Here is an 11925-nt window from a genome sequence, read left to right on the forward strand (position 1 = left end):
GCCCGGCGAGCGCGCGAGCGGGTCAGCTGCCCGACGCGCCAGGCTCGGGGCGGCCGCCCGACGCGGGTGCGATCGGCGCGGTCGAAGAGCAGTCCCATCCATCAGGCGGCAGTGACTTTTCACGGTTGGCCGCCGTGATTTCGCTCGACGGCCGAACCGCCAGGCGCGGGTAAGCCCCCTTGTCGAGCTTCATGCCGGATTCTCGCGGCAGCGACAGCCGGCTCGACCCGACCCGGCTCGCTTTTTGCGTCATCATCCAGACCGAAAAGCGTACGGCGTCTGCGTAATCCACGAAGGCAAGCGCGCGGTTGCCAAATTCGCTGTCCAGATCGACGGCGAAGCCCGGCTGGTTGTTCTCGATCGCAAAGATGCCCCAGCGCGGCACGGCCAGGTCGCGCGCCGCGACGACGACCGCGTTTTGCCTCCTGCACACCCCGTGTTCGTAGGCGACAGTCTGGTTATACTCGGCGTATTCATTGGATTTGGTGAGCACGCGCCGGATCACATACTCGAAGCTCAAGTTCGCCTTCAAATCTTTCGGCTTCAAATACGACAGGTTGTCGATCGTGAGGGACGCAGCTTCGGGCGCCAGCGTGTTCCCGCCCTTGCTGATCTCGACGCTGGTGGCGACCATGTCCGTATCGAGATCATTGGCGGCATTTTCGGCCCGCGCGGTAACGCCAATATTGATCAAGGTATTGCCGGACAAATCGATCCCTCTCTCCGCTTCGCGGTAAATATCGAGGGTGGCGTCGTCAAGATTGGTCGTGACGTTCTCGAAGCGCGACGTTACGAGACCGCTCTCCGCCAATGTCGTCTGGCGACCGGCACTCGCCTTGCCGGTCGTGCTTGCGCTGCCCCCGCCGTCGATGTCGAGTCCGACCGTATTTACCTTGGTCAGGGAAAAATTCTCGATATCGATAGCGCTATATTCCGTTTCCGTGCCCGTGTAACCCGAGAACTCGAAGTTCAAGGGCTCGACCCGCAGCCGGAAGTTGACGAAGCGGTCGGCGGGCCGATAATCGCCCGGTGCGACCGTCAGGACGATCGTGCGCTTTGCCACCGTCCTGTCGCTGGCGAACTTGTCGGGCTCGGCGCCGAGCGCTTTCTTCAATGCCCTGATCGCGTCTTCCCCTGGATTCTGGAGTTCGAGGCGCAGCCCGGCCCTGGCAAGCGCACCGTCCAGCGCGGAGGACGCGGCGCCACCGGTCTTCGAACCCTGTGCTGTCGAACTGACGTGCACGATCGGAGTTCGGTACGGGCCAGCGAATGCCGGCTCGTTGGCCGAACGGCGTCCGTATTCGACGGTCGGCGAACAGCCGGCGCTCGACAACACGCCAATCAACACCACGATGGGCAACACGCCGGCTTTCATGATCGCTCCGCAAGCGCGTCGATCCGGCACACGTGGGCCGGCACCGGTTGGCCATTGATGGTCGAGACCAGCAGGATCGGATCGAGCTGGGTGATATCGAAACTCGACTTGTAGAGCTTGGAATATGCGCCGTAGGGGTCGTAGCTCTGCGTTCCTTCCACGGAACCGGCATCCGGCCCGCTGCTGACCAGTCGAATCGCACGCGCAAATTCCAGATCGTCATCGATGACGACCGCGTAAATGGTCATGTGCTCTCCACCTTGTCCAAGCTCGCCGATACGGCTCCGGATTCAGGTGAATATTGCACCTGAATCGATTCAGCGTAAAGACCATTTTGAACGACTATCAAGGATGGTATCGACAGCCAGGTCAACCGCGGGTAATGTGCCTGCAATGCACTGGCCGGCATCACGATAGCCGACGCGGCGCGATCGTAAACTGATCGGAAACTGCTCACTTGCACGGGGATGCGCCATGCGAAGCCTGTTCACATTGTTTCTCGTTTTGACCGTACTGACCGCGACCGCCGCGCCGGCACAATCCGCGCCGGGCTCGAACACGGCAACGACGCTGAACGGCACCCTGGTCGGCGCCCAAAGCGGTCGATCCTTCACGGTGCGCCCCTTCGGATCGGACGCCGATACGCTACTCAGGCCGGCCGACGGCGCGGTCCTCGCCATGCTGGGCAAGGCGGCGCCGGGCGACGCGTTGACGCTGAAGGTCGACGATACCGCCTCACCGGGCCTCGTCACCGCCGTGATCGCGGTCCAGAGCCAGCGCGGCTACGTCGCCGCCGGGCTGTATCTCGTTACGGCGGCCGTCATCCTGCTGGCGTTCGGCCTGCTCGCCACCAAGGGCCGTGTGCAAGCCCTGGTCATCGGCGCCGACAAGCGCTACAGCATGTCGAAATTCCAGATGGCGGCCTGGTTCTTCGTGCTGTTCATGGTGTATATCGCCAGCATCCTCGTGCTCTTGTCCTGCGGATGGGTGGACCATATCGGCAGGATCGAAATTCCCCAGAACCTGGTGATCCTGTCCGGCCTGAGCGCATTGACCTTCGGCGCGGCCAAAGCCATCACGGTGAGCAAGGTCGAAGATGCGAAAGCGAATGCGGTGGCGCCACGCGACACCGCCACGGCGCCCACCCTGGCGGCCGCGCGCAAGGTCGTCGGCCTGAAAGTCGATAACGACAGCCGGCCGCGTTTTCGCGACATGGTCCAGGATGACGAAGGCTGTGTCGATCTCGGCAACAGCCAGGCCCTGTTCATCACCTTGCTTGCCATCGTGCTTTACGTGGTGGCGGCCTTTCCCTTCCTGGCGCAGTTCACGGTGTCGGACCGGATGACGCTGCCCGACGTCGACACCACCCTGCTGTCCTTGTTCGGGCTGGGGCAAGGCGCCTATCTGCTCAAGAAAGTCGCCGCCACGGCCGGGAAAGGCTAGCGACCGTCCCGGATGCGCGCCCGATCCAGCGGCAGGTCACGCAAGCGCAAGCCGCAGGCATCGTAAACCGCATTGGCGATCGCCGCCGCCGTCGGTCCCTGCGAGGCTTCGCCGGTGCCGAGGAAGGGCTGGCCCGGGCGGTCGATCAGGTGCACCTCGAGCGTGCGCGGCACCTGGTTGAAGCGCAGGATCGGGTAGCCGGCCCAGTCGCGGCTGAGGATCTGCTTGTCGTCGAAGCGCACCTTTTCCAGCAGCGTCCAGCTGGACGACTGGATCACGCCGCCCTCGATCTGGTTGCGCACGCCGTCCGGGTTGACGATCTCGCCGCAATCGACCGCGACGGTCGCGCGCACGATGCGCACCAGGCCCGTTTCCCGCGTCAGCTCCACCTCGACCGCCATCGCGCAATACGCCGCCAGGTTCTTGTAGCGGGCAAAGGCGAAGCCGCGTCCGCGCGGCAAACCGGGGCCGGTGGGACGCTGCCACTGGTCCCAGCCGAAGCGGTCCCTGGCCTCGCGCACCACGTCGAGCGCGCGCGCATCCTGCAGGTGCGCCAGGCGGAACGCGACCGGATCGAGGCCGCCCGAGTGCGCCAGCTCGTCCATGAAGCTCTCGATCGAGAACACGTTGCCGTAGGCTCCGAGCGAGCGCAGCGCCGAGGTGCGCAGCGGCGCGTCGGGCTGGAAGTGGCTGACGATGTGGCCGCTCTTGATCGGCCCTTGCAGGATGTAGTACGGGATGCCGTTGCGGTCGCCCGCGCCTTCCGGTTGCGGCGCCGGTTTCGCCGGCGGCGGCATGAAGGGCTTGGCCAGGTGGTTGGCGGCGAGCAGGTTGCCGGCCTTGCCGGGGCGCGTGTTGTGCGGCGGACTCCAGACGTGGTACTGCCAGTCGACGATCTTGCCGCCGGCGTCCAGGCTGGCCTGCACGCTGGTCACCATCGGCGAGCCGAACGGTTCCCAGCCATGTTCGTCCTCGCGCATCCACTGCACGCGCACCGGGCGGCCCGGGTAGGCGCGCGCCAGCAGCGCGGCGTCGGCGGCGACGTCGTCGGCGGCGTTGTGGCCGTAGCAGCCGGAACCCTCGGTGTGGATACAGTGGATCGTGTCCTTGCCGGCGCCCAGCAGTTCGGCCAGCGCGTCACGCAACGGGTACACGCCCTGGCTGTGGGTCCAGACCGTGTACTGGCCGTCCATCAGCTGCGCCACCGCGCACGAGGGGCCGATCGAGCCGTGCAGCTGGAGCGGGCGGCTGTACGACGCGCGCAGCGTCTTGGCGATGGCGGCGTTGGCGCCGGCGCCGTCGTAGATGGTCGAGTCCTGCGACGGCAGCGTACGCACCAGCGCCGCCGCGTCGCCATCCGCGCGCAGGGTCGAAGGCGTGTTCCAGCGCGCCGCGCGCGCCAGCACCGTCGCCGCCTTGATCGCGCGGTATTCGCCGTCGGCGATCACGGCCAGGAAGCGGCCGTCGACCACCACCTTGAGCACGCCCGGCAGCGCCTGCACCGCCGCCGTATCGACGCCCTGCAGCTGGGCGCCCGGCGTGGGCGGACGCACCACGCGGCCGTGCACCATGGTCGGCAGGCGCAGGTCCTGCACATAGGCCGGGCCGCCGCTGACCTTGGCGGGAATGTCGACGCGCGCCAGGTTCTTGCCGGCGATCGTGTGGGTGGCCGGGTCGCGCGGCAGCGCCTTGCCGTCGGCGCGCAGGTGCAGGTCGTGGCCGACCAGCAGCTCGCCGTAGCTGGCCCGGCGGCCGTCCGGCGTGATGACGACGCCCTGGTCGAGCTTCAGGTTGCCCTGGTCGACCGTGAAACGCTGCGCGGCCAGGCCGAGCAGCACCGTGCGCACCTGGGCCGCGGCGTAGCGCAGCGCGGTGCCGCTGTCCTGCATCGAGTGGCTGCCGGCGGTGTAGCCCTCGTCCGGCGTGCGCGCGGTGTCCGCCGTCACCAGCGTGAGCCGGCCCGGCGTCACCTGCAGCTCTTCGGCCGCGACCTGCAGCAGCGCGGTCTTGATGCCCTGCCCCAGCTCGGCCTTGCCGGTGAAGATCGTGATCCGGTTGTCGGCGTCGATGCGGATCCAGGCGTCCAGCCAGGGTTCCTTGTCCAGGCTGCCGGGCAGCTTGCCGCTCTTGTCGCCGCCCGCGGCCGCACCGTCGATGCCGCTCTCGCTGCCATTGCCCTGGCTCGATTGCCCGCCCTGCTGCGGCCACACCGGACCGAGCGCGAACAGCACCGTCAGCGAGCCGGCTGCGCCCAGCAGGCGCCGGCGTTTCGGATTGCTAGGCTGGCCCGTCATGCTTTCGCTCCCGGCCCGGCATGCATCGCGTCGGCCGCGCGCCGCACCGCGCGCAGGATGCGCATATGGGTGCCGCAGCGGCACAGGTTGGGCATCATGTGCTCGCGGATCTGGTCGTCGGTGGGCGCGGCGGTGTGCTCGACCAGCTCGGTGGCGCGCATGATCATGCCGGCGATGCAGTAGCCGCATTGCGCCGCCTGTTCTTCGATGAAGGCGCGCTGCAGCACACCCGGCGCATCCGCCGTGCCGAGGCCTTCGACGGTGCGCACGGCGCGCGTACCGACCAGCGACACCGGCACCAGGCAGGACATCACTGCGGCATCGTCGAGCATCACGGTGCAGGCGCCGCATTGGCCCAGCCCGCAGCCGAACTTGGCGCCGTTCATCTGCAGGTCGTTACGCAGCACGTACAGCAACGGGGTGTCGGGATCGGTGTCGACCGCGTGCGGCTTGCCGTTCACGCGCAAATTGAATGTGGTCATGGCTGCTTGGCTTTCCGGACACTGTCCTCGATATGGTCCCACGGGTCCTTGCCGGCGCCGTAGCGGCGCAGGTAGGCGGCCAGCGCGGCGGTCTGCTGGTCGGTCAGGATCGCGCCGAATGCCGGCATCCAGCGCGCCGGTTCGCCGTTCGGCGGCTGGATGCCGTCGTGGACGATGTGGATCAGGCTGCGCGGGTCGGGGTCGTACAGCGCCACCGCCTTTTGCAGCGGCAGCGCGGCGCCCGAGCTTTCCGAGCGGCCCAGCGCATGGCAGCGCGCGCAGGCGTTTTCATACACCGCATGGCCCTCGCGCATGCGCGCGTCGGCTTCGATCGCGTCCGGGGCCGGCAGGTTGCCGGCGGTGCGGGCGCGCGGCGCATCGTGCGGCGCCTTTTCCATGTATGAGTGGACCCAGGTCGCCAGCGCCGTCACGTCGCGCTGGTCGGCAAAGCGCAGGTTCTCGACCACCGACTGCATCGGGCCACCGGCCGCGGCGTGATCAAGCGCGATGCCGGTGCGCAGATAGCTTGCCAGCTGCTCGGCCGTCCACGGCAGCGGCGACGGCGAATGCTGGTTCAGCGCCGGCACATACCAGCCCTCGGCCTCGCCGCCATCCAGGTAGCGCTTGGTGTCGGTGCCGCCCAGCTTGGTGCGCGGGGTGTGGCAGGCGCCGCAGTGGGCCACCGCGTCGGCCAGGTAGGCGCCGCGGTTCCATTCGGCGCTCTGGTGCACGTCGGGCGCCCAGGCGTCGTCCTTCTTCAGGTACAGCACGTTCCAGAACGCCACCAGCGGCCGGAAGCCGAACGGGAAGTTCAGGCTGTTGCCGTGCGCCGGCGCATCGAGTGCGGGCCGGGTCATCAGGTAGGCGTACAGCGCGTGCACGTCTTCCTGCTTCATGTGGGTGTAGTAATCGTAGGGGAAGGCCGGATACAGCAGGTGGCCGTCGCGCGAGACGCCCTCGCGCAGCGCGCGCGCGAAGGCCTGTTCGCTCCAGGCGCCGATGCCGGTGCGCGCGTCCGGCGTGATGTTGGTGCTGTAGACGGTGCCGAACGGCGTCGCCAGCGCCAGGCCGCCGGCGTAAGGACGCGAGGGATCGACCGTGTGGCAGGCGGCGCAGCTGCCCAGCGCCGCGAGCTGGCGGCCATGCTCGACGGTGGCGGCGTCGAAGGCCTGCGCCGCGGCCCGGCCCTGGGGCGCCGGCTGGGGTTCGAGGGCGGGACGCCACATGATCGCGCAGCCGGCCAGCGCCAGCAGGATCAGCGCGCCCAGCACCACCCAGCGCAGGCGATGCGCGCCATGACGGCGGGGATGGTGCGGCGGTCGAGGGTCGTGGTCCATGAGGGCTCCGTGTTGATCTGTCAATGGTGGCGGCCACGAGCAACCGGGTCTGTTCGCCAGGACACAGAGCGCTCGACGCGCGCCAAGCCTTCCATTTTGTAATGAACAAATGGCAAATCCTTTCCTGTCGGATTTATACTGGCAGTTTTGCCGCTTCGAAGGATTGTCCCGATGATTCGTCCCGCCCTGTCCCTGATGGCCGCGCTCGTCGCCCTGGCCTGTGCCCAACCGGCCGCGTTCGCCGCCGACGCCAACGGCGCCGCCGCAAGCGCCGCTTCAAACGCCGAGCCGCATGCCGACGCCAAGCCGGACCTGCGCGCGCGCTACACCAAGTACGAGTACCGCATCCCGATGCGCGACGGCACCCGCCTGTTCACCGTGGTGTACGTACCGAAGGACGCTTCGAAGACCTATCCCTTCCTGGTCAACCGCACGCCCTACAGCGCCGGCGTGCAGGCCGAGGGCGAGCTGCACTACGGCGAGGACTGGTTCCCGGCGCAGATCGGGCCGTCGAAGGAATTCGAGGACGCCGGCTACATCTTCGTGAAGCAGGACGTGCGCGGGCGCTACATGTCCGAGGGCAAATGGGTCGAGATGACGCCGCACGTGAACCCGCAGCGCGGCGCCGGCGAAGGCCAGGAAAGCGCCGACATGTACGACACCATGGAGTGGCTGCTCAAGCACGTCCCCAACAACAACGGCAAGGCCGGCATCTACGGCATCAGCTACCCGGGCTTCTACACCTCGGCCAGCATCATCGACTCGCACCCGTCGATCAAGGCGGCCTCGCCCCAGGCGCCGGTGACCGATCTATATATGGGCGACGACTCCTACCATGGCGGCGCCTTCATGCTGGCGGCGAACTTCGGCTTCTACGCCTCGTTCACCGAGCAGCAGAACCCGACGCCGCTGCCCAAGACCTGGGGCGAGTTCGACTACGGCGCCGCCAACGCCTACGACTTCTTCCTCGAGAAGCTGACCATGTCGAACATCCTGGCCACGCTCACGCCGCAGCAGCGCGCGCTGCTGGCGCCGACCATCGAGCACGACACCTACGACGAATTCTGGAAGATCCGCGCGATCGCCCCGCACCTGAAAGGCGTCAAGGCGGCGGTGCTGAGCGTCGGCGGCTGGTTCGATGCGGAAGACCCGCAAGGTCCGTTCACGACCTACGATGCGGTCAAGCGCTACAACAAGGGCAACTACAACGGCCTGGTGATCGGTCCATGGGTGCACGGCGGCTGGGCGCGCTACGACGGCAGGAAGCTGGGCGACGTCTCGTTCGACAGCGCCACCGGCGCCTACTTCCGCAGCCACATCCAGTTCCCCTTCTTCGAGGAGCACCTGAAGGGCGTCAAGCCCGCCGACAAATTGGCCGAGGTGACGGTGTTCGAGACCGGCTCCAACGTCTGGCGCCAGTACGGCACCTGGCCGCCGGTGCAGGCCAAGCCGCGCACGCTGTACTTCGGCGCGCACGGGACGCTGGGCTGGCAGCAGCCGGCGGCGAACGCGAGCGGCGCCGGCTACGACGAATACGTCGCCGACCCGCACAAGCCGGTGCCCTACGTCGCCTACCCGACCACCGACGTGCCGCAGGAGTACATGGTCTCGGACCAGCGCTTCGCCGCCACGCGCCCGGACGTGCTGGTCTACCAGACCCCGGTGCTGGAAGAGGACGTGACCCTCGCGGGCCCGGTCAATCCGAAGCTGTTCGTCTCCACCAGCGGCACCGACGCCGACTGGGTGGTCAAGCTGATCGACGTGTATCCGCCAGCCTACCCGGGCGGCGAGCGGCCCGCGCGCGGCAGCGACGTCGCCACGCCCGCGTCGACCATGGCCGGCTACCAGATGCTGGTGCGCGGCAATCCGATGCGCGGCAAGTTCCGCCACGGCTTCGAGCAGCCCGAGGCCTTCACCCCCGGCAAGGTCGAGCAGGTCGACTACTACCTCGGCCAGGTCAACCACACCTTCCGCCGCGGCCACCGCATCATGGTCCAGGTGCAGAGTTCGTGGTTCCCGCTGGTCGACCTGAACCCGCAGACCTTCACCCACATCCCGACCGCCAAGCCGGAAGATTTCAAGGCCGCGACCCAGCGCGTGTATCACGCCGCGGCGACGCCGTCCGGGCTGCAGGTGCTGGCGCTGCCGTCGCATTGATACCGCCAACGACACAGGAGAACCCATGCGCACACGCTTCCTCTTTTCGCTCGGCCTGTGCCTCGCCGCCGGCCTGGCCCACGCCGCGCCGGCCACGACCCCGCGCGCCGTGATCGCCGACCCGGCGCCGGACCCGGCCCACCCGGCCGCCAACCGCGAGGTGCTGGTGATGAGCCACGGCGACGGCATGAACGCGCTGTTCATGCTGGCCGCCGGCGCCGGCCCGAAGCCAACCATGCTGCTGCTGCACGGCCTGCCCGGCAACGAGCAGAACCTCGACCTGGCCCAGGCCGCGCGCCGCGCCGGCTGGAACGTGCTGACCCTGCACTACCGCGGCAGCTGGGGCTCGCCCGGGCGCTTCAGCCTGGCCAATGCCGGCCAGGACGTCGATGCCGCGATGGCTTACCTAGGGCAGCCGGAGGTCCAGCGCACCTACCTGATCGACCCGGCGCGCATCGTCATCGCCGGCCACAGCATGGGCGGCTTCTTCGCGGCGCGCTACGCGGCCCGCCACGACGACGTTCTCGGCGCGATCCTGCTCGATCCGTGGAACGTCGGCGCCTCGGCCAAGAACCTGGTGGCCCATCCGGAACAGCGCCAGGACGCCATCGCCGCGATGGGCGAGGACTTCGGCAATGCGCTGGCCGGCACCGACGCCGCCGCGCTCACGGGCGAGGCCGAACGCCACGCGCGCGACTGGGACCTGGTCGACGACGCCCCGGCCCTGGCCGCCAAGCCGCTGCTGCTGGTCGGCGCCGAGCGCGGCAACGCGCGCCAGGTGGCGCCGCTGGCGGACGCGGTGCGCGCGCGCGGCGGCAAGCTGCTGCGCGCCCAGACCCTGGCCAGCGACCACGCGTTTTCCGACCGGCGCATCGCCTTGTCCAGCCTGGTGGTCGGGTGGCTGGATGGGCTGCGCGGACGCGCCGCCGCAGCCCGCTGAGTTCGTGCAAGCGCGTAACCTTTGTTGCAATCGTTGCGCGCTTCCGACAAATTTTGTTCAAAATCTTGTTGACAAGATCGTAGGGGCCGGCGAGCTCATCAATTTCATCATCTTCAATTGATTTCATAATATCGTTGAGGGAGAATGCGCGGTCTTCTTCCCGCCCAGTCTGCCTCCCGATGACCGAACGTATTGACCGTCACCTGAAGTGGCTCGGCGCCCTGATCCTGGCCATCGTCGCGGTCCTTGCCGCGCTGCCCTACCTGAGCAGCCGCGAGGCCGATGCGACGATGGCGGCGCTGTCCCAGGTGGCGGCGCGCGAGCGCACCTACGAGGAGCTGCTCGGCGCCCTGATCGACGCGGAAACCGGGCAGCGCGGCTTCATCGTCACCGGCGACCCGGCCTTCCTGGCCGACTACGACGCCGGCCTGGCCACGGTGGCGGCCAAGCTTCGCACCCTGCGCGCCGGCCCGACCGGCGGCGACGAAGGTGCGGCGCTGGAGCGCATCGCCGCCCTGACCGCGCGCAAGATGGCCGAGATGGCCGACACCATCGCACTGCGCCGCGCGCACGGATTCGAGGCCGCCGGACGCGCCGTCGCCGACCTGCGCGGCAAGCACGACATGGACAGCCTGCGCGCGCTGATCGGGCAGCGGGTCGCCGCGCTGGCCGCGCGCCGCGCGGCGCTGCGCCAGCGTACCCACGCGACACTGGCCGACAACAGCGTGCTGGGCATCATCGCCAGCCTGGTCAGCGGCGCGGTGGTGTTCCTGGCGCTGTTCGTGGCCGCGCGCCACCTGCGCGAGCGCGCCGAGGCGGCCGCGCAGGCGCGCGTGCGCAACCAGCGCCTCGAAGTGACGGCGCAGATGCTGCAGGCGCTCGACAGCCTGACCGCCAACGCCGAGCTGCCGGCGATCCTGCCGGTGTTCCTGGCGCGCCTGCTACCCGGCAGCGCCGGCGCCGTCTACCTGTACCGCAGTTCGCGCGACTTCCTGCAGCTGGCCGCGCTGTGGGGCGAGGCCGCGGACGCCGGCGCGGCCCACGACGAGCTGATCAACCCCGGCGAATGCTGGGGCCTGCGGTTCGGCGGCCCGCACCTCGCGCGCGGCGCGGACAGCCTGCGCTGTCCCCATGGGAGACATGCGGGGCCCGCCGCGGCAGGCGACGCCGGCCTCGAGCAGTTGTGCGTGCCGATGGTCTCGCAGGGCGAGGTGATCGGCCTGCTGGTCGTGCGGCGCCCGCGCGGCGCGGCGGAGATCGAGCAGACGGTCGCGGTGACGGTCGCCGAGCAGCTCGCGCTGGGGATCAGCAACATCAACCTGCGCGAGATGCTGCGGCGCCAATCGAGCGTCGACGAGTTGACCGGCCTGTACAACCGGCGCTACTTCGACGAAGCGGTCAAGCGCGAAGTGTTTCGCGCCGAGCGCAAGGGCGCGCCGTTCGCGCTGGTGATGGTCGACCTCGACCACTTCAAGCGCATGAACGACATGCACGGGCACGATGCCGGCGACCTGGCGCTGCAAGCGGCCGCGCGCTGCCTGCAGGACGGCATCCGGCGCAGCGACCTGGCCTGCCGCTACGGCGGCGAAGAAATGGCGCTGCTGCTGGTCGATTGCGACGCCCTGGCTGCGACCCGCTGCGCCGAAGCGATCCGTGCGGCCATCGCGGCGCTGTCGCTGGAACAGCGCAGCGCGCGCCTGCCCGGCTTGACCGCCTCGTTCGGCGTCGCGGCCTGGCCGGACCATGGCGCCACCCCCGAAGACTTGCTCAAGGCGGCCGACCGCGCGCTGTACGCGTCCAAGCATGCCGGACGCGACCGGGTGACGCTGGCCTGAGCCCGGGCTGGCGCCGTCAATACGGCTGTGCTAGCCTTGCCGGATCGTCCACCCGCCCACCA

Annotated in this window: 9 protein-coding genes; 4 read left to right on the top strand and 5 right to left on the bottom strand. The window is 68.7% G+C overall.

Features of this window, described 5'->3' with window-relative positions; all coding sequences use genetic code 11:
- Positions 1 to 22 precede the first annotated feature (22 nt).
- The gene (locus FA90_RS07475) at positions 23 to 1375 is read right to left on the bottom strand and encodes a hypothetical protein (RefSeq protein ID WP_036167509.1); all 1353 of its coding nucleotides are present in this window, start codon (positions 1373 to 1375) and stop codon (positions 23 to 25) included.
- Positions 1372 to 1623: a hypothetical protein gene (locus FA90_RS07480; RefSeq protein ID WP_036167512.1), complete on the bottom strand. Its 252-nt coding sequence runs from the start codon at positions 1621 to 1623 to the stop codon at positions 1372 to 1374. Before FA90_RS07480 ends, FA90_RS07475 begins: the two co-directional genes overlap by 4 nt.
- Before the next feature lie 226 nt (positions 1624 to 1849).
- Here FA90_RS07480 and FA90_RS07485 point away from each other — a divergent pair, with 226 nt between their 5' ends.
- Positions 1850 to 2818, top strand: coding sequence for a hypothetical protein (locus tag FA90_RS07485; RefSeq protein ID WP_156116628.1), 969 nt, complete (start codon positions 1850 to 1852; stop codon positions 2816 to 2818).
- On the opposite strand, the gene FA90_RS07490 is transcribed toward FA90_RS07485, so the two are convergent.
- Genes FA90_RS07490 through FA90_RS07500 form a run of 3 tightly spaced genes read right to left on the bottom strand, consistent with a single transcriptional unit; the run spans position 2815 to position 6931 of the window.
- Positions 2815 to 5112: a molybdopterin cofactor-binding domain-containing protein gene (locus FA90_RS07490; RefSeq protein ID WP_036167518.1), complete on the bottom strand. Its 2298-nt coding sequence runs from the start codon at positions 5110 to 5112 to the stop codon at positions 2815 to 2817. The two genes, FA90_RS07485 and FA90_RS07490, sit on opposite strands and share 4 nt — an antisense overlap.
- Positions 5109 to 5594, bottom strand: coding sequence for a (2Fe-2S)-binding protein (locus FA90_RS07495; RefSeq protein ID WP_036167521.1), 486 nt, complete (start codon positions 5592 to 5594; stop codon positions 5109 to 5111). Before FA90_RS07495 ends, FA90_RS07490 begins: the two co-directional genes overlap by 4 nt.
- The gene (locus FA90_RS07500; RefSeq protein WP_051971547.1) at positions 5591 to 6931 is read right to left on the bottom strand and encodes a cytochrome c; all 1341 of its coding nucleotides are present in this window, start codon (positions 6929 to 6931) and stop codon (positions 5591 to 5593) included. The genes FA90_RS07495 and FA90_RS07500 overlap by 4 nt, the downstream gene beginning before the upstream one ends.
- Positions 6932 to 7102: 171 nt before the next feature.
- Between FA90_RS07500 and FA90_RS07505 the strand changes: the two genes are divergently transcribed.
- The 3 genes from FA90_RS07505 to FA90_RS07515 all read left to right on the top strand — a co-directional run bounded on the left by FA90_RS07505 (position 7103) and on the right by FA90_RS07515 (position 11863).
- Positions 7103 to 9088 carry a CocE/NonD family hydrolase gene (locus tag FA90_RS07505; protein ID WP_036167524.1) on the top strand — a complete coding sequence of 662 codons (1986 nt, stop codon included), beginning with the start codon at positions 7103 to 7105 and terminating at the stop codon, positions 9086 to 9088.
- A 25-nt stretch (positions 9089 to 9113) separates the two neighbouring features.
- A complete protein-coding gene (locus FA90_RS07510) occupies positions 9114 to 10028 on the top strand; it encodes a S9 family peptidase (RefSeq protein ID WP_036167527.1) in 915 nt (304 codons plus the stop codon).
- A gap of 179 nt (positions 10029 to 10207) precedes the next feature.
- Complete coding sequence (locus FA90_RS07515; RefSeq protein WP_036167528.1) at positions 10208 to 11863, top strand: diguanylate cyclase; 1656 nt, start codon at positions 10208 to 10210, stop codon at positions 11861 to 11863.
- Positions 11864 to 11925 lie beyond the last annotated feature (62 nt).

The sequence above is a fragment of the Massilia sp. 9096 genome (assembly GCF_000745265.1).
Lineage (GTDB): Bacteria > Pseudomonadota > Gammaproteobacteria > Burkholderiales > Burkholderiaceae_D > Telluria.

Coding starts and splice junctions, on each gene's coding strand:
- FA90_RS07515 (WP_036167528.1), top strand. CDS start 10,208: ATGACCGAACGTATTGACCGTCACCTGAAGTGGCTCGGCGCCCTGATC.
- FA90_RS07490 (WP_036167518.1), bottom strand. CDS start 5,112: ATGACGGGCCAGCCTAGCAATCCGAAACGCCGGCGCCTGCTGGGCGCA.
- FA90_RS07485 (WP_156116628.1), top strand. CDS start 1,850: ATGCGAAGCCTGTTCACATTGTTTCTCGTTTTGACCGTACTGACCGCG.
- FA90_RS07480 (WP_036167512.1), bottom strand. CDS start 1,623: ATGACCATTTACGCGGTCGTCATCGATGACGATCTGGAATTTGCGCGT.
- FA90_RS07505 (WP_036167524.1), top strand. CDS start 7,103: ATGATTCGTCCCGCCCTGTCCCTGATGGCCGCGCTCGTCGCCCTGGCC.
- FA90_RS07475 (WP_036167509.1), bottom strand. CDS start 1,375: ATGAAAGCCGGCGTGTTGCCCATCGTGGTGTTGATTGGCGTGTTGTCG.
- FA90_RS07495 (WP_036167521.1), bottom strand. CDS start 5,594: ATGACCACATTCAATTTGCGCGTGAACGGCAAGCCGCACGCGGTCGAC.
- FA90_RS07510 (WP_036167527.1), top strand. CDS start 9,114: ATGCGCACACGCTTCCTCTTTTCGCTCGGCCTGTGCCTCGCCGCCGGC.
- FA90_RS07500 (WP_051971547.1), bottom strand. CDS start 6,931: ATGGACCACGACCCTCGACCGCCGCACCATCCCCGCCGTCATGGCGCG.